Here is a 15895-nt window from a genome sequence, read left to right as displayed (position 1 = left end):
GATGCCTTGCCCATGTCGCCGGTGGAGGAAACGGTAGAGGCGCTGGAGCTGGTCGCGCCGCTGACCATCCCCTATGCCTATGCGCGCAAGTTCGGCACGGTGGTGCAGGCCGCGGACCCGCTGACCATAGCATTGCGCGACGGGGCGGACCCACGTGCGCTGATCGAACTGCGCCGCCATATCGGCCGCCCCTTCGCCGTTGCACGGGTCGAGGCGCCCGCTTTCGACCGCCTTCTGTCCGACGCCTATGCGATGGACGGACAGGCGACCGCGATCGCGGCGGTGGGCATGGGCGACGAGCTGGACATGCTGGCCGACGGCATCCCGACCGCCGAGGACCTGCTCGACACCGCCGACGACGCGCCTGCCATCCGTCTGATCAACGGCATCATCGCCGACGCCGCGCGCAACGGCGTGTCGGACATCCATATCGAGCCCTACGAGACCGGCCTGGTCGTGCGGATGCGGATCGATGGCGTGCTGCGCGAGACGCTGCGCATGCCGCCGCATGTCGCGCCCGTGGTGGTCAGCCGTATCAAGGTCATGGCGCGGCTCGACATCGCCGAACGCCGTGTGCCGCAGGACGGGCGCATGGCGCTGACTTTGGGCGGCAAGCTGCTCGACGTGCGCGTCTCGACCCTGCCCAGCCGGGCGGGCGAGCGGGTGGTGCTGCGTATCCTCGACAAGGAGAATGCCGGGATCGACCTCGACGCGCTGGGGATGAACCCGGCCATGTACGCGCTGCTGCGCGAGGCGCTCAGCGAGCCCAACGGCATCATCCTGGTCACTGGGCCTACGGGCTCGGGCAAGACGACCAGCCTCTATGCCGCGCTCCGCCTGCTCAACGATGGCAGCCGCAACATCCTGACCGTTGAGGACCCGGTCGAATATGCGGTCGAGGGGGTGGGGCAGACCCAGGTCAACGCCAAGGTCGGCCTGACCTTCGCGGCCGGATTGCGTGCGATCCTGCGTCAGGACCCGGACGTGGTGATGGTCGGCGAAATCCGCGACCGCGAAACTGCCGAGATCGCGGTGCAGGCGTCGCTGACCGGGCATCTGGTGCTGTCGACCGTGCACACCAACGACGCGGTCGGCGCGATCACCCGGATGCGCGACATGAAGGTCGAACCGTTCCTGCTCGCCTCGACCCTGCGCGCCGTCATCGCGCAGCGGCTGGTGCGGCGGCTGTGCCCGGCGTGCAAGCGGCCGGTGAAGGCCAAGCATACGGTGGCACCGCTGCTCGGGATCGAGAACAAGGCGATCGTGTATGAGGCGGTCGGCTGTCCGCAGTGCAACGGCACCGGGTATAAGGGGCGGACCGGCGTGTACGAGGCGGTGCGCGTCGACGACACGATCCGGCGGCTGATCAACGAGGGCGGCGACGAACAGGCCATCGCGGCCCATGCCTTTGCCCGACAGCAACCGCTGGCGGCGGCGGCGCGCGCGCTGGTGCTGGATGGCGTGACGACGGCGGAAGAAGCCATCCGCGTGTCCCGCCGCGACTCCGACGCGGGGTGAGGAGGGTGTCTATCGTCCCATCACGATCCTCCAGCCCGGCGAAGGCCGGGGTCCAGTCGCCATGCGTCACGAATTCGGGTTCACTCGAAGCCGCGAAGCCGCGAAGAAGAAGGGCGTGTTCGCGCAGAGGCGCGGAGGGCGCAGAGAGGTTGTCTTCGCCGCGCCAGCGGCCGTCATCTTTCGCTCGGTTGAAAGAACAGAGCGCTGCCGCGCGCCAGACACCTCTGCGTCCTCTGCGCCCCTGCGCGAACCCATCTTCTCTTCGCGGCTTCGCGGCTTCGCGTGAGATAAAATCTCGATCCCATATACCTCACCGCAACTGGACCCCGGCCTTCGCCGGGGTGGTGCGGTGTCATGGGGTGAGGCACTGACATGGCCGGGTTCGACTATGTCGCTATCGATACCAAGGGCGCGGAGAGGCGTGGGTTCATCCCTGCCGAAACCAGCGACGCCGCCCGCGCCGCGCTGGAGAAGCAGCGGCTTTATGTCGTCTCGGTCAAGCCGGGCAGCGGCGATACCGCCGAACGCCGCCCGCTCTTCGGGCTGAAGCTCGGCCGGGCGCGCATGTCGGTCAAGCAACTGACGCTGTTCACCCGCCAACTCGCGACGCTCAACCGCGTCTCGCCGCTGGAAGAGTCCCTGCGCACCATCACCCGGCAGACCGAACAGGAGCGGGTGCGCGCCATCGTTTCCACAGTGCATCAAGGCGTGACCGAAGGCCGCCGCCTGGCCGACGCCATGGCGCGCGAGCCCAAGAGTTTCCCGCCGCTCTACCGCGCGATGGTTGCTGCGGGGGAGAGTTCGGGGACTTTGCCGACGATCCTCGAAAGGCTCGCCGCGCTGCTGGAGCGGCAGGCGGAGATTCGTGGCAAGCTGATCACCGCGCTCGCCTATCCGACGATCCTCGCCATCGTCGCGCTGGGCGTCGTCACCGCGTTGATGATGTTCGTCGTGCCACAGGTGGTCGAGCAGTTCGATACGGTCGGGCAGGAATTGCCGTTCCTGACGCGCATGGTGATCGGGGTTTCGGACCTGCTGGTCGGCTGGTGGTGGCTGATGCTGGGCGTCGCGGTGGTCGCGGGCATCGGTTTCTGGCGGGCGCTGAAGGTGCCGTCGATCCGGCTGTCCTTCGACACCTGGCTGCTGAAGCTGCCGCTGCTGGGGCGGTTGCTGCGCGATCTGCACGCTGCGCGGATGGCGCGTACCCTGGGGACGATGGTGGCGAGCCGCCTGCCGCTGCTCGAAGGGCTAACCCTGACCGCCGGAACCATTCACAACCGCCGCCTGCGCGTCGCGTCCGATGCGATCGTCGATGCGATCCGGGGCGGTGGCAGCCTGTCGGCGGCGATGCGGCGGGCGGGGGTGTTTCCGCCGCTGCTCACCTATCTGGCGGCGAGCGGCGAGGCGGCGGGGCGGCTGGACGAGATGCTGGAGCGCGCTGCCGACTATCTGGAACGCGAGTTCGACCGCTTCACCGCCACCGCGCTGTCGCTTCTGGAACCGGCGATCATCGTCGTGATGGGCGGCGTGGTCGCGACGATCGTGCTATCCATCCTGCTGCCCATCCTCCAGCTCAACACGCTGGCGGGACAATAGCCCATGAGGACAAGTTGATGCGTAACCCCACCCCCCGGCGGATCCGCCGCAAGCGCCCCGCCAACGGCTTCACGCTGGTCGAGTTGATGGTCGTCATCGTCATCATCGGCCTGCTGGCGACGATCGTCGCGCTGAACGTGCTTCCCTCGGGCGATACTGCGCGCGTGCAGAAGGCCAAGGCCGACATCGCGCAGATCGAGGGCGGGCTGGAGCTCTACAAGCTGCAGAACCTGACCTTCCCGACGACGTCGCAGGGCCTTCCGGCGCTGGTGTCGATGCCCGCCGGCCTCGCCGATCCGTCGCGCTATCAGAAGGGTGGGTATCTGAAGAAGCTGCCCGACGACCCCTGGGGCCGTCCGTATCTCTATGCTTCGCCCGGCCAGCATGGCGAGGCGGATGTCTGGACTTACGGCGCCGACGGCAAGGAAGGCGGCGAGGGGATCAACGCCGATATCGGCAACTGGGATAAGTGAGCAAGGCCGCCCGCCTGGATGCCGGGAACGGCGGCGGGCGGGGCCTGCGCGTGGTGAGGCGAGGGACCTCATCCCAATCCTCCGTTCAGCCTGAGCGGAGTCGAAGGCCAAGCCGAGCCCTCCCCCCATGCACTTCGACTTCGCTCAGTGCGAACCGATTGAGGGAGCGGGGCTTTACCCTTGTTGAGCTGATGGTCGTCATCACCGTGATTGGCCTCGCCTCCGCCATCGCGGTCTGGTCGCTGCCCGATCGACGCGGACGCGTGACCGACGAGGCGCTGCGTTTCGCCGCGCGCGTCCGCGCCGCGCATGACGTGGCGGTGGTCGAGGCTTCGCCGGTCAGCATCTGGGTGACGCGCGGCGGCTATGGCTTCGACCGGCGAACGGACGGCGCGTGGAGCCCGATGACCGCCAAGCCGTTGCGCGTCGCCCAATGGGAGGACGGCACCCAGGCCCTGATCCCCGATGCGAGCGGGCGGGTGCGGATCACCTTTGACGTGACGGGGCTGGCCGATCGCCCGGTCGAACTCCGCCTGACCCGCGAGCGGGCGAGCAGCATTGTCCGGATCGGCGCCGACGGCACGGTGCGGGTCGATGGTTGAGGGGCGTTTCAATCCTCCCCGGCACGGGGAGGTGGCAGACCAAAGGCCTGACGGAGGGGGGCTTCCACGAGGGGCACGCTATGCGGCCCGCCCCCTCCACCATCCTTCGGATGGTCCCCCTCCCCGTGCCGGGGAGGATGGCTTTACCCTCATCGAGATCATGGTCGCGCTGGCGGTGTTCAGCCTGGCGGCGATGGCGCTCGTCCGGCTGGAGAGCGCGACGATCCGGGGTGCCTCGATTCTCGACGAGACGCTGGTGGCCCAGATGGTCGCGCGCAATGTCGCGATCTCGGCCGTCACCGACCCGCAGGCGCCCGCGCTAGGGCGGACCAGCGGCGCGGAGGTGAATGGCGGGCGAAGCTGGAAATGGACCCGGATCGTCAGCGGGACAGGCGATGCGCGCGTGGTGCGGATCGATGTCGCGGTCGCCAATGCCGGGGGGAGCATTGTCGGCCGGATGACGATGGTGCGTCCGCCGATGGCGACGGCGGCGATCGGGGTGGCGGCATCGTGATGTTCACCTTGCACCACCCCGGCGAAGGCTGGGGTCCAGCTTCGGCGGACCTTGAAAGGGCGGGCAAATGTCGCTGCGCGCCTCATTCCGCACGGCAACGGGATCCCGGCCTTCGCCGGTGTGGCACCCATTCCAACGGCTTCACCCTGGTCGAGGTCATGGTGGCGTTGCTCATCTTCTCGATGCTGGCCGCCGCCGCCGTGGCGATCCTGTCGTTGAGCGTGCGGGCGCAAGCGGTGACGGGCCAGAAGCTCGACGCGATGTCGGCGGTCAGCCGGACGACCGCGATCCTGTCCGCCGACCTGGCACAGGCAGTCGACCGGCCGACCCGCGACGAAGGCGGCGTACAGACCCCCGCCATGGTCGCCGGGCCCGATGCGATGCGGTTGGTGCGTGCCGGTTGGAGCAACCTCGACGCCGCACCGCGGCCGTCATTGCAGAAAGTCGCCTATCGCCTGAACGGTGACGTTCTGGAGCGGGTCGCCTGGCCGCTGCTCGACGGGGCCGCGCCGATGGAGCCCGCCGCGCTGATGGACCATGTCCGTGAACTGCATCTGCGCTATCGGTTTGGCGGCGCATGGCTCGACCAGTGGCAGGGGCAAGCGGGCGTCGCGCTGCCCCAGGCGGCGGAGGTCACGATCGTTCGCGATGACGGCATGATCTTCCGGCAATTGTTCCTCATCGGCACCGGCTATGTCAGCGTGCCGAATGGGATGTCGCCGAGCAGCTCTCCGACCCCCAGCCCGACCGCGACACCCAATGGCTGAGCCCCGGCCCGGTCCGGGCGAACGCGGAGCGGCTCTGCTGACCGTCCTGATCCTCGTCGCGGTGATCGCGGTGCTGGCCGCGACCGCGCTGGAGAAGCTGCGGCTGTCGACCCGGCTCGGCGGCAATGCGGTGGCGATCGAGCAGGCGCGCGGATATGCCTATGCGGCGGAGGCGCTGGCGATCATCCGCATCGGCGATCTGCTGGAACGCGCCCAAGGCAAGGTCTCGCTGCTCGGCGGGTGGAGCGATCGGCCCTTCGCGCTGCCGCTGGGCGATGGGGCGGGCGGCGTAACGGCGGTGGCGCGCGTGACCGATGGCGGCAACTGCTTCAACCTGAACGGGCTGGCGCAACCCATTCCCGGTCAGCCCGGCGTGCTGATCGGCAACGCGGTCGAGGTCGCGCATTTCGGCCGGCTGATGCGGCTGCTCGGCATCCCCGATCAGGTCGCGGTGCAGGTGGCGACGGCGACCTCCGACTGGATCGACAGCGACCAGAATCCGCAAGGGGGCGGGGCGGAGGATGCGCTGTATCTGGCACGCGATCCGCCTTACCGGACCGGTGGCGCCATGATGGCGGATGTCAGCGAGTTGCGGATGGTCAACGGCGTCACGCCGGAACTCTATGCCACGCTGCGCCCCTGGATATGCACCTTGCCCGAGGCGAAGCCGACCAGCGTCAACATCAACACCTTGGCGCCCGAGCAGGCGCCGCTCGTCGCGATGGCGCAGATCGACACGATTTCGCCCGCCGGCATCGCTCAGGCCCTTTTGCGTCGCCCGCCGCAAGGCTATGCGGACGCGAGCGCTTTCTGGGCGCAGATACCGGGGGCGAGCGGCGCGGGCGGGGTGGCGACGACGACCCGCTGGTTCGATCTGCGGATCGACGTGACGCTGGGCAGCGTCCAGGTCAACGAACGCGCCCTGGTCGATGCGTCGCGACTGCCGCCGCGACTGGTGGCGCGGAGATGGGGGGAAGAGTGATGAGTGCGACCAACCTCCTGTTCCTGCCGCCGGGCGAGGGCGGCGACTATCGCTGGATGCGGATCGAGGATGCGCGCGTCGCCGCCGCCGGCGAGGGCCTCCCGCAAGGCGACGGCGAGGTGATCGCGGTCGCGCCCGCCGATGCGGTGTCGCTGCACTGGGCAGAGATTCCTGCCCGCTCGACCGCGCAGGCGGCTGCCGCCGCGCGATTGCTGGCGGCGGAGGTCAGCGCCGCGCCGATGGACGAACTCCATGTCGCGGTCGGCGAGGACGAGGCGGGGAGCCGGGCAATCGGCATCGTCAATCGCGGCGCGATGGCGGTATGGCTCAGCCTGTTGGCGGGCAAGGGGATCGATCCGGTCGCGGTGGTGCCCGCGCCCTTGCTGCTGCCGCGCCCCGAGCAAGGCTATGTTCGCGGCGACCTCGCCGGGCAGGGCGTAGTGCGCGGGCGCGCGTCGGGTTTTGCCGACGAACCGGGCTTTACCGAGATCGTCACGGGTGAGGAGCCGCTCGTCGATCTCGACGCCGACGGGATCGAAAGCGCGCTGAGTGTGGCGGTGGCGGCGCCCGCGCTCGACCTGAGACAGGGGGTGTTCGCGCGGCGGCGGAGCTTTGCGATCGACTGGCGGCTGGTGCGGCGGCTCGGCTGGCTGGGGCTGGCGATCGTCGCGGTGACGCTGGCGATCGATCTGGTGCGCTGGACCAAATACAGCTTCGCCGCCGACGCGACCGAGGCGAAGATCGAACAGGTCGCCCGCACCGCGCTGCCCCGTGGCGAGACGCTGGTCGATGCCGACCGGCAACTGACCGAACGTCTGGCGGCGGTGCGCGGTCCGGGCCAGGGGTTCAGCCGGACGGCGGCAGCGGTCTTTTCGGCGGTGCGCAGCGTGCCCGGCAGCGAGTTGACCGCGATGGATTTCCAGCCGACCGGCGACATAAGGCTGGGCGTGGCGGTGGACCGCGAGGCGCTGGCCACCGACCTGAAGCGCGCGGTCGAGGCGCAGGGCTTCACGGTCCAGCCGAGCACCTTCGTCGCGGCGAATGGCCGGATCACGGGAGAATTTACGGTGCGCGCACGATGAGGGCGTTGAGGCTCTGGTTCGATGGGCGTTCGACCCGCGAGAAGCGGCTGTTGCTGGTCATGGCCGCACTGCTGATCGTCACGATCATATGGGGCGGCATCTTGCGGCCCATGGGCGACGGCTTGTCGAGCGCGCGCGAACGCCATGCCGATGCGGTTATCCGACTGGGCGAGGCGGAGGCCATCGCGGACGAACTGCGCCAGCGCCGCCGCCGTCCGGCCGCTTTGTCGGGAACGCTGGCCGACACGGTGCGGGTGTCGGCGGAGCAGGCAGGCTTTACCCTGTCCGCGCTGACCGAGGATGGCCCTGGTCGGGTTCGTGCGCAGATCGCCGCGGCCCGGCCCGCCGCGCTGACGCCGTGGCTTGCCCGGCTGGAGCGGGGCGGGGTGCTGGTCGAACAGGCGACGCTGACCGATAATGGCGACCGCACGGTCGGCGTGGCGCTGCTCCTGCGGACGCGGGTGGTATGATGCGCTTGCGGCTTACTACGCGACCCTCGGTGTTGTTCGCGGCGATGCTGGTCGTCGCGCTGATCGTCTTTCTGCCCATGCGGCTGGCGCTGGGTGCGACGGGCCTTGCCGACGAAGGGCTGAGCGCGCGGCGCGTCGGCGGTACCATCTGGGGTGGCAGCCTGCTGGAGGCGCGGTTCGGGCAGGTTGCGCTGGGCGATCTGCGCGTCTCGCTCTCACCCCTTGCGCTGCTGCTGGGACGGGCGCGTCTGGCGTTCGAGGGGGCCGGGGTCGATGGCCGTCCGATCATCGGCGCGGCGACGATCAGCCGTCATGCCATGGGAATCGATGGCGTCACCGCCAGCCTGCCCGCTGCCGCCTTGTTTGCGCCGCTCCCCGTCACGACGCTGATGCTGGAGGATGTGACCGTCCGCTTCCGCGACGGCGTGTGCGAGGAGGCGGGCGGTCGTGTCCGGGCGACGGTGGCGGGCGAGGCGGGCGGCCTGCCCTTGCCCCCGATGATGATGGGCAATGCCCGGTGCGAGGCGGGGGCATTGCTGCTGCCGATGACGGGGCAGGGGGGTACGGAGGCGGTGAACCTGCGCATCCGCCCCGATGGTCGCTACACCGCGGATCTGGTCCTGACGCCCGGCGATCCGGCGGCAGCGGCGCGGCTGGAGCAACTCGGTTTCGTCGCGGGCTCGGGCGGTGGATACCGACTTTCGGCGGAAGGGCGCTTTTGACCGCTTGACGAAAGGCCGTCATCCCGTTTAGGGGCGCAAGCCTTCGCGGCGACCGTAGTTCAATTGGTTAGAGCGCCGGCTTGTGATGCCGGAAGTTGCGGGTTCAAGTCCCGTCGGTCGCCCCATTCTTCCCGGCCATTTCTCTGGCCACGGCACCGGCCCCTTTCGTGCCCGTGTCCCCCCTAAATCCTCACCGATAGGGTGGCCGGATCGGAAGACTCGGTCCGGTTCCGCTTTTGTCGGACCGAAGGACGAGCATGACGAACTGGGGCTTTCCCGATTTCGACGCGCATGAAGGCGTGCATCTGTTCACCGATCCCGCATCGGGGTTGCAGGCGGTGATCGCGGTGCATTCCACCCATCTCGGCCCGGCGGCGGGCGGTGCGCGCTTCTGGCATTATGCCACCCCCGCGCTCGCCATCACCGACGCGCTGCGCCTGTCGCGCGGCATGAGCTATAAGAATGCGATGGCCGGCCTGGCGCTGGGCGGTGGCAAGGGCGTGGTGCTTGCGGCCAAGCCGGGTGACGTCATCACCACCGCGCAGCTCGAGGCATTCGGCCGCGCGGTCGAATCGCTGGGTGGCCGTTACGTCACCGCCGAGGACGTGGGCATGTCCGAGGAGCGGATGAAGGTCATCGCGACCCAGACCCGCTATGTCTCCGGCCTGCCGGTCGCGAGCGGCGCGGCGGGCGGCGATCCCGGCCCCTACACCGCGCACGGCGTCTATCTGGGCGTCAAGGCCGCCGCCAAGCGCGGACTGGGCGCGACCGACATGAAGGGCGTCCGCGTCGCGATCCAGGGCGTCGGCTCGGTCGGTGGCGGTCTGGCCAAGCTGTTGGCCAAGGACGGCGCGGTGCTGACCATCGCCGACGTCGACCAGGCCCGCGCCGAAGCGATGGCGGCGGAACTGGGCGCGAGCGTTGCCTCGGCCGACGAGATCCTGTTCGCCGATGTCGATCTGGTCAGCCCCAATGCACTGGGCGCGGTGCTGACCGCCGATTCGATCCAGCGGCTGAAGGCGAAGGTCGTCGCGGGCGGCGCCAACAACCAGCTGGCGACCCGCGAGGACGGCGCACGCGTGGCGGAAGCGGGCATCCTCTATGCCCCTGATTACGTCATCAACGCGGGCGGCATTATCAATGTCGGCTTGGAATATCTGGGCCAGGGCGACGCGGCCGAGGTCATGGCGCGCATCGCCAAGATCCCCGAGCGGCTGGAACAGGTGTGGCAGCGGTCGGCCGAGACGGGCCATCCGGCCTCGGACGTGGCGGACGAGATCGCACAAGGCCTGATCGGGCGCTGACTTTAATTCCCCCCCTCCCCGGGGCGGGGGCAGTCCGAAGGACTGACGGAGGGGTGTCCCCATCAGCGGCGACACCCCTCCACCACCGCTTCGCGGCGGTCCCCCTCCCCGTGCCGGGGAGGATTTCACTCACACCGATCGAAAATCCCGTACGTATTCGCGGTTGACGAACCGGCCCCTCACGCCCATTTGCCAATCGGACCAAATCCATCCGATTGGGAGTTCATGCGCCTTTCCAGCCTAGCCGATTACGCGGTCGTGATGATGACCGCCGCCGCGCGCGAAGGTGCCGGTGGGCGGAGCAATGCGACCCTGCTGGCCGGCCAGACGGGCGTGCCGCTGCCCACCGCGCAGAAGCTGGTCAGCCGTCTGGCGGGCGCTGGCCTGATAGAGAGCACACGCGGCACCGGCGGCGGCATCCGCCTCGCCCGCGATGCCGATACGATCAGCCTGGCCGACATCGTCGAGGCGGTGGACGGCCCGATCGCGCTGACCGCCTGTGTCGAGGGCGCCGCGCATGACTGCGGCCTGGAAATGCAATGTCGCGTCCGGCCGCATTGGCATGTCGTCAATCAGGCGGTACGCGCCGCCTTTTCCGGGGTGACGCTCGCGACGCTCGCCGCCGATCCTGTTGAATCGCAAGTGATGGGCGCCGATCTGCGTCCGGGGGTATTCGCCTGATGGCCACGAAAAACGCAGAGGCGCTCGCCGCCGCCAACAAGAAGTATGAGTGGGGCTTCGCCACCGAGATCGAGCAGGACTTCGCGCCCAAGGGGCTGAGCGAGGATACGGTCCGCTATATCTCGGCCAAGAAGGGCGAGCCCGAATGGATGCTCGACTGGCGGCTGAAGGCGTTTCGCCTGTGGCAGACGCTGGAGACGCCCGACTGGGCCAAGCTCAACATCCCGCCGATCGACTATCAGGACGCGTATTACTACGCGGAGCCCAAGCAGAAAAAGACGATCGCGTCGCTGGACGAGCTCGACCCCGAGATTCGCCGCACCTACGAAAAGCTGGGCATCCCCATCGCCGAGCAGGAAGTGCTGGCGGGCGTGGAGGGTGCGCGCAAGGTCGCGGTCGACGCGGTGTTCGACTCGGTGTCCGTCGCGACCACCTTCCGCAAGGAGCTGGAAGCGGCAGGCGTCATCTTCCGGTCGATCTCCGAGGCGATCAAGGAATATCCCGATCTGGTCCGCAAGTGGCTGGGCAAGGTCGTGCCGCAGCGCGATAACTACTTCGCGACGCTCAACTCGGCGGTCTTCTCCGACGGCACTTTCGTCTACATCCCCGAGGGCGTTCGCTGCCCGATGGAGCTGTCGACCTATTTCCGCATCAACGCGGAGAATACCGGCCAGTTTGAGCGCACGCTGATCGTCGCGGACAAGGGGGCCTATGTCTCCTATCTCGAAGGCTGCACCGCGCCGATGCGCGACGAGAACCAGCTGCACGCGGCGGTCGTCGAGCTGGTCGCGCTGGACGATGCCGAGATCAAGTACTCGACCGTCCAGAACTGGTATCCGGGCGACGAGAATGGCGTCGGTGGCATCTACAATTTCGTCACCAAGCGGGCGCTGTGTCAGGGCAAGAATAGCAAGGTGTCGTGGACCCAGGTCGAAACCGGCTCGGCGGTGACGTGGAAATACCCGTCCTGTGTGCTGGCGGGCGACGGATCGGTCGGCGAGTTCTACTCGGTCGCGGTGACCAATAATCGCCAGCAGGCCGATACCGGCACCAAGATGATCCATCTGGGCAAGAATACCCGTTCCACCATCGTGTCGAAGGGGATTTCGGCCGGGCGTTCGGACAACACCTATCGCGGCCTTGTCCGCGTGGCGGCGACCGCCGAGAATGTTCGCAACTTCACCCAGTGCGACAGCCTGTTGCTGGGCGACCAGTGCGGCGCGCATACCGTGCCGTATATCGAGGTGAAGAACCCCAGCGCGCAGATCGAGCATGAGGCGACAACCAGCAAGATCAGCGAGGACCAGCTCTTCTATGCGATGAGCCGTGGGCTGGACCAGGAAGCGGCGGTCGCGCTGATCGTCAACGGTTTTGCGCGCGAGGTGCTGCAGCAGCTGCCGATGGAATTCGCGGTCGAAGCGCAGAAGCTGCTGGGGATTTCGCTGGAGGGGAGCGTGGGGTGATACGCTTCGTCGCTTTCTGGTCCGTGGCAATTTTATGGTTGGCTGTAGCCCTTCCAATTCTGCTTTGGAGTGTGGTCACTTTGGAAATTCCATTGTGGCCGGAATTTAGCGCTGAAAGTACATCGGAAGGCATGCTCGTTTGGGCAATCGTAGCTGCATTTTTCTATTTTGCCCCAATACTACTTTTCCTGAACAAGAAGGCTGGACGACGGCCTTCCAAGCTGATGGTCGCAAATGCTGAAAATTGAAAACCTCCACGCCGAGATTGACGGCAAGCCGATCCTCAAGGGCCTGACGCTTGAGGTGAATGCGGGCGAAGTCCATGCGATCATGGGCCCCAACGGCGCGGGCAAGTCGACGCTGGGCTATGTGCTGGGCGGGCGTCCGGGTTACGAAGTGACCGAGGGTTCGGTGACGTTCGACGGCGTCGACCTTCTCGAACTGGAGCCGAACGAGCGCGCCGCTGCGGGCCTGTTCCTGGGTTTCCAGTACCCGGTCGAAATCCCCGGCGTGTCCAACGTCCAGTTCCTGCGCGAGAGCCTGAACGCGCAGCGCGGGCAGCGTGACGAAAAGCCACTGTCCGGCGCCGAGTTCCTGAAGCTCGCCCGTGCACAGGCCGATGGGCTGGGGCTGAACCAGGACATGCTCAAGCGTCCGGTCAATGTCGGCTTCTCGGGCGGCGAGAAGAAGCGCAACGAGATGGTCCAGATGGGCATCCTGAACCCCAAGTTCGCGATCCTGGACGAGACGGACTCCGGCCTCGACATCGACGCGCTGCGCATCGTGGGCGACGGCATCAACCGCATCATGCGCGCGCCCGATAAGGCGGTGCTGCTGATCACCCATTATCAGCGACTGCTCGACTATGTGCAGCCTGACCGGGTGCATGTGCTGGCCGATGGCCGCATCGTGCGTTCGGGCGGCCCCGAACTCGCGCTCGAGCTGGAGCGTGAGGGCTATGCGGGCGTCGAGGGAGCGGCGGCGTGACCACCACGCTGGAACTCCCCTCCACGCGTGAGGAGGCCTGGCGCTGGGCCGATATCGATGCGCTTCGCCGCGCGGCGGAGAGCGAGCGGGCGGTGCCGGTGGCGGGCGCGGATCGCTTCCTCGATCTGCCGGGCGCGCGGTTGCTGTTCGTCGACGGCGTGCTGGATGAAAGCGCCAGCAGCCTCGGCCCGGTCCAGCTGACCCAGATCGACGCGAGCGATCATCCGTTGGGTCGCCAAGCGCTTGGGCGCGGCTGGTCGCTGCGGCTGGAGCGTGACGCGGTCGCGGAGCCCGTACAGATCGTCCATGTCGCCAGCGGCGCGGCCAACCATCTGCCCGCCGAGATCGTTCTGGCCGAGGATGCGGCGGCGCAGGTCTATGAGACCTATGTCGGGCGCGGCTGGACCAACCGGCTGACGCGGCTGAAGCTCGCCGCATCGGCGCGGCTGATGCGCGCGGTGCGGCTGTTGCAGGACGACGGCTTCGTGTCGCTGCGCGAGGAAGCCGAGCTGGGCGAGGGCGCGAGCCTGACCGCAACCTTCCTGGCGGCGGGGAATATGGGCGCGCGGATCGACGGTGGGATCACCCAGACCGGCGACGGTGCTTATGCCGAGTTCGGTGGTGCGCTGCTGACCAAGGGCGAATTGAAGCAGGAGTGCGCGGTGGGCCTGCGCCATGCCGCGCTGAACGGCCAGAGCCATCAGTTGTGGCGCGCGGTTGCTGCCGATCGCAGTCAGGCGAGCCTCGCTGCACGTGTCGAAGTGGCGCGTGATGCGCAGAAGACCGATGGCGAACAGTCGCTTCGCGGCCTGCTGCTCCAGCGGACCGCGACGGTGAACCTCAAGCCCGAGCTGGAAATCTTCGCCGACGACGTGAAGTGCGCGCACGGCGCGACCGTGGGCGAACTCGATGCCAAGGCGCTGTTCTACATGCAGAGCCGCGGCATTCCGAAGCCCCGCGCACAGGCGCTGCTGACCCGTGCCTTCGTAGCGGACGCGATCGACCGGATCGGTAACGAGGTGGTGCGCGAGGCCTTTGCGGCGGACGCGGACGCCTGGCTGGAGGCGGCGCTTTGACGAGCGCCGCGCCTCTCGACCGGGTGGCGGATTTCCCCGCCATCCCGGACGGCTGGGCCTATCTCGACACCGCCGCGACCGCACAGAAGCCGCAGGCCGTCATCGACGCGATCACCCGCGCCTATGACACCAGCTACGCCACGGTGCATCGCGGCGTCTATCAGCGTTCGGCCGACATGACGCTCGCCTATGAGGCGGCGCGCGAGGCGACGGCGCGGTTCATCGGGGCGGGATCGGCGAACGAGATCGTCTTCACGCGCGGCGCGACCGAGGGGATCAACCTCGTCGCGCAATGCTGGGCCGCTACGAACCTAAAGGCGGGCGACCGTATCCTGTTGTCGATGCTGGAGCATCATTCCAACATCGTGCCGTGGCAGATGGTCGCCGAGCGGCTGGGCGTCGCGATCGACGTGCTGCCGCTGACGCACGATCACCGCATCGATCTGGACGCGATGGCGCGGATGCTGACCCCGGCGCATAAGCTGGTGTCGCTGGGCCATGTGTCGAATGTGCTGGGATCGGTGCTCGACGGGCGTCGTGCGGCCGATCTGGCGCATCGGGTTGGCGCGAAGATCCTGCTCGATGGGTGCCAGGCGGTGCCGCGCATCGCGGTCGATGTGAAGGCGCTCGACTGCGACTTCTATGTCTTCTCGGGCCACAAGCTCTATGGCCCAACCGGGATCGGCGTGCTGTGGGCGCGGCCCGAACTGCTCGAGGCGATGCCGCCCTATCAGGGTGGTGGGTCGATGATCGACCGGGTGAGCTTCGAGAAGACGACCTATGCCCCGCCGCCCGGCCGGTTCGAGGCGGGGACGCCGCATATCGTCGGGGCGCTCGGGCTCCATGCCGCGATCGACTATGTGTCGGCCATCGGGCTGGACGCGATCCATGCGCATGAGGCCGCCCTGGTCGCGCAGGCGCGCGAGGGGCTGTCGGCGATCAATTCGGTGCGACTGCTGGGGCCGGAGGACTCCGCCGGAATCGTCAGTTTCGCGGTCGAGGGGGTTCATCCCCACGACATCGGCACCATATTGGACGAAAGCCGGGTGGCGATCCGGGCGGGCCATCATTGCGCCCAGCCCTTGATGGAGGCGCTCGGCTTGCCCGCCACCGCGCGGGCGAGTTTCGGCGTGTATAACGGACCCGATGACGTCGCGGCGCTGGTGGATGGCGTCCGGCGGGTCACGAGGATTTTCGGATGAGCGACTATAAGATCGAGGAAGTGGACAGCGTCGCACAGCCGCCCAAGGCGCGCGTGCAGGACGTGGTCGAGGCACCGGCCGAGCGGCAGCGCGACTATCTGTCGGGCTTTCTCTCGCAAAAGCCGACCGCCGACGATCCGACCCAGCCGGGCGGCGCGCTGTATGACGGGATCATTGACGCGCTGAAGGACATTTACGACCCCGAAATCCCGGTCAACATCTATGACCTGGGGCTGATCTACGGCGTCGAGGTGACCGAGGGCGGCCATGCGATCGTGACCATGACGCTGACCACCCCGCATTGCCCGGTCGCCGAGTCGATGCCGGGCGAGGTCGAACTGCGCGTCTCGGCCGTGCCGGGGATCGCGACCGCCGACGTCAACCTGATCTGGGACCCGCCCTGGGACCCGCAGAAGATGTCGGACGACGCCAAGCTCGAACTGGGGATGCTCTGAC

18 protein-coding genes and 1 tRNA gene are annotated in these 15895 nt (G+C 67.9%); all 19 read left to right on the top strand.

Annotated elements, in window-relative coordinates:
• Positions 1-12 precede the first annotated feature (12 nt).
• The 19 genes from gspE to NZL82_RS10495 all read left to right on the top strand — a co-directional run bounded on the left by gspE (position 13) and on the right by NZL82_RS10495 (position 15894).
• Positions 13-1518, top strand: coding sequence for a type II secretion system ATPase GspE (gene gspE, locus NZL82_RS10585; RefSeq protein WP_261269816.1), 1506 nt, complete (start codon positions 13-15; stop codon positions 1516-1518).
• 372 nt (positions 1519-1890) lie between these two features.
• Entirely contained in the window at positions 1891-3114 is a 1224-nt protein-coding gene (gene gspF, locus NZL82_RS10580; protein ID WP_261269724.1) for a type II secretion system inner membrane protein GspF, read from the top strand.
• Between the two features lie 17 nt (positions 3115-3131).
• Entirely contained in the window at positions 3132-3587 is a 456-nt protein-coding gene (gene gspG, locus NZL82_RS10575) for a type II secretion system major pseudopilin GspG (RefSeq protein WP_261269723.1), read from the top strand.
• A 158-nt stretch (positions 3588-3745) separates the two neighbouring features.
• Positions 3746-4189 carry a GspH/FimT family pseudopilin gene (locus tag NZL82_RS10570; RefSeq protein WP_261269722.1) on the top strand — a complete coding sequence of 148 codons (444 nt, stop codon included), beginning with the start codon at positions 3746-3748 and terminating at the stop codon, positions 4187-4189.
• 160 nt (positions 4190-4349) lie between these two features.
• The gene (gspI, locus tag NZL82_RS10565; protein WP_261269721.1) at positions 4350-4703 is read left to right on the top strand and encodes a type II secretion system minor pseudopilin GspI; all 354 of its coding nucleotides are present in this window, start codon (positions 4350-4352) and stop codon (positions 4701-4703) included.
• Entirely contained in the window at positions 4703-5470 is a 768-nt protein-coding gene (gene gspJ / locus NZL82_RS10560; protein WP_405051365.1) for a type II secretion system minor pseudopilin GspJ, read from the top strand. Before gspI ends, gspJ begins: the two co-directional genes overlap by 1 nt.
• Positions 5463-6452: a type II secretion system minor pseudopilin GspK gene (gene gspK, locus NZL82_RS10555; RefSeq protein WP_261269720.1), complete on the top strand. Its 990-nt coding sequence runs from the start codon at positions 5463-5465 to the stop codon at positions 6450-6452. Before gspJ ends, gspK begins: the two co-directional genes overlap by 8 nt.
• Positions 6452-7534 (top strand): type II secretion system protein GspL, encoded by a 1083-nt coding sequence (gspL, locus tag NZL82_RS10550; RefSeq protein ID WP_261269719.1) that lies wholly within the window; start codon positions 6452-6454, stop codon positions 7532-7534. Before gspK ends, gspL begins: the two co-directional genes overlap by 1 nt.
• Positions 7531-8004 (top strand): type II secretion system protein M, encoded by a 474-nt coding sequence (locus tag NZL82_RS10545; protein ID WP_261269718.1) that lies wholly within the window; start codon positions 7531-7533, stop codon positions 8002-8004. The genes gspL and NZL82_RS10545 overlap by 4 nt, the downstream gene beginning before the upstream one ends.
• On the top strand, positions 8004-8726 hold the full coding sequence (gspN, locus tag NZL82_RS10540) for a type II secretion system protein N (RefSeq protein ID WP_261269717.1): 723 nt from the start codon (positions 8004-8006) through the stop codon (positions 8724-8726). The genes NZL82_RS10545 and gspN overlap by 1 nt, the downstream gene beginning before the upstream one ends.
• A gap of 48 nt (positions 8727-8774) precedes the next feature.
• Positions 8775-8851 (top strand) — tRNA-His (locus tag NZL82_RS10535).
• Positions 8852-8983: 132 nt separating this feature from the next.
• Complete coding sequence (locus NZL82_RS10530; protein WP_261269716.1) at positions 8984-10030, top strand: Glu/Leu/Phe/Val dehydrogenase family protein; 1047 nt, start codon at positions 8984-8986, stop codon at positions 10028-10030.
• A 225-nt stretch (positions 10031-10255) separates the two neighbouring features.
• A complete protein-coding gene (locus NZL82_RS10525) occupies positions 10256-10711 on the top strand; it encodes an SUF system Fe-S cluster assembly regulator (RefSeq protein WP_261269715.1) in 456 nt (151 codons plus the stop codon).
• The gene (gene sufB / locus NZL82_RS10520) at positions 10711-12174 is read left to right on the top strand and encodes a Fe-S cluster assembly protein SufB (RefSeq protein WP_007404490.1); all 1464 of its coding nucleotides are present in this window, start codon (positions 10711-10713) and stop codon (positions 12172-12174) included. The genes NZL82_RS10525 and sufB overlap by 1 nt, the downstream gene beginning before the upstream one ends.
• Complete coding sequence (locus NZL82_RS10515) at positions 12171-12422, top strand: hypothetical protein (RefSeq protein ID WP_261269714.1); 252 nt, start codon at positions 12171-12173, stop codon at positions 12420-12422. Before sufB ends, NZL82_RS10515 begins: the two co-directional genes overlap by 4 nt.
• Entirely contained in the window at positions 12409-13161 is a 753-nt protein-coding gene (sufC, locus tag NZL82_RS10510) for a Fe-S cluster assembly ATPase SufC (RefSeq protein ID WP_175312552.1), read from the top strand. The genes NZL82_RS10515 and sufC overlap by 14 nt, the downstream gene beginning before the upstream one ends.
• Positions 13158-14237, top strand: coding sequence for a SufD family Fe-S cluster assembly protein (locus tag NZL82_RS10505; protein ID WP_261269713.1), 1080 nt, complete (start codon positions 13158-13160; stop codon positions 14235-14237). The genes sufC and NZL82_RS10505 overlap by 4 nt, the downstream gene beginning before the upstream one ends.
• A complete protein-coding gene (locus NZL82_RS10500; protein ID WP_261269712.1) occupies positions 14234-15439 on the top strand; it encodes an aminotransferase class V-fold PLP-dependent enzyme in 1206 nt (401 codons plus the stop codon). The genes NZL82_RS10505 and NZL82_RS10500 overlap by 4 nt, the downstream gene beginning before the upstream one ends.
• Complete coding sequence (locus tag NZL82_RS10495) at positions 15436-15894, top strand: SUF system Fe-S cluster assembly protein (RefSeq protein WP_261269711.1); 459 nt, start codon at positions 15436-15438, stop codon at positions 15892-15894. The genes NZL82_RS10500 and NZL82_RS10495 overlap by 4 nt, the downstream gene beginning before the upstream one ends.
• The last annotated feature ends 1 nt before the right edge of the window (position 15895 follow it).

It is taken from the genome of Sphingomonas sp. LC-1 (assembly GCF_025371035.1).
Lineage (GTDB): Bacteria > Pseudomonadota > Alphaproteobacteria > Sphingomonadales > Sphingomonadaceae > Sphingomonas > Sphingomonas sanguinis_E.
This window is presented reverse-complemented; position numbering and strand designations above follow the sequence as displayed.

Bases quoted from the DNA above. Each gene is read 5' to 3' on its own strand.
- gspL (WP_261269719.1), top strand. From the start codon at position 6,452: ATGAGTGCGACCAACCTCCTGTTCCTGCCGCCGGGCGAGGGCGGCGAC.
- gspG (WP_261269723.1), top strand. From the start codon at position 3,132: ATGCGTAACCCCACCCCCCGGCGGATCCGCCGCAAGCGCCCCGCCAAC.
- NZL82_RS10530 (WP_261269716.1), top strand. From the start codon at position 8,984: ATGACGAACTGGGGCTTTCCCGATTTCGACGCGCATGAAGGCGTGCAT.
- gspJ (WP_405051365.1), top strand. From the start codon at position 4,703: ATGTTCACCTTGCACCACCCCGGCGAAGGCTGGGGTCCAGCTTCGGCG.
- gspE (WP_261269816.1), top strand. From the start codon at position 13: ATGTCGCCGGTGGAGGAAACGGTAGAGGCGCTGGAGCTGGTCGCGCCG.
- sufB (WP_007404490.1), top strand. From the start codon at position 10,711: ATGGCCACGAAAAACGCAGAGGCGCTCGCCGCCGCCAACAAGAAGTAT.
- gspN (WP_261269717.1), top strand. From the start codon at position 8,004: ATGCGCTTGCGGCTTACTACGCGACCCTCGGTGTTGTTCGCGGCGATG.
- gspK (WP_261269720.1), top strand. From the start codon at position 5,463: ATGGCTGAGCCCCGGCCCGGTCCGGGCGAACGCGGAGCGGCTCTGCTG.
- sufC (WP_175312552.1), top strand. From the start codon at position 12,409: ATGCTGAAAATTGAAAACCTCCACGCCGAGATTGACGGCAAGCCGATC.
- NZL82_RS10525 (WP_261269715.1), top strand. From the start codon at position 10,256: ATGCGCCTTTCCAGCCTAGCCGATTACGCGGTCGTGATGATGACCGCC.
- NZL82_RS10495 (WP_261269711.1), top strand. From the start codon at position 15,436: ATGAGCGACTATAAGATCGAGGAAGTGGACAGCGTCGCACAGCCGCCC.
- gspI (WP_261269721.1), top strand. From the start codon at position 4,350: ATGGTCGCGCTGGCGGTGTTCAGCCTGGCGGCGATGGCGCTCGTCCGG.
- NZL82_RS10545 (WP_261269718.1), top strand. From the start codon at position 7,531: ATGAGGGCGTTGAGGCTCTGGTTCGATGGGCGTTCGACCCGCGAGAAG.
- gspF (WP_261269724.1), top strand. From the start codon at position 1,891: ATGGCCGGGTTCGACTATGTCGCTATCGATACCAAGGGCGCGGAGAGG.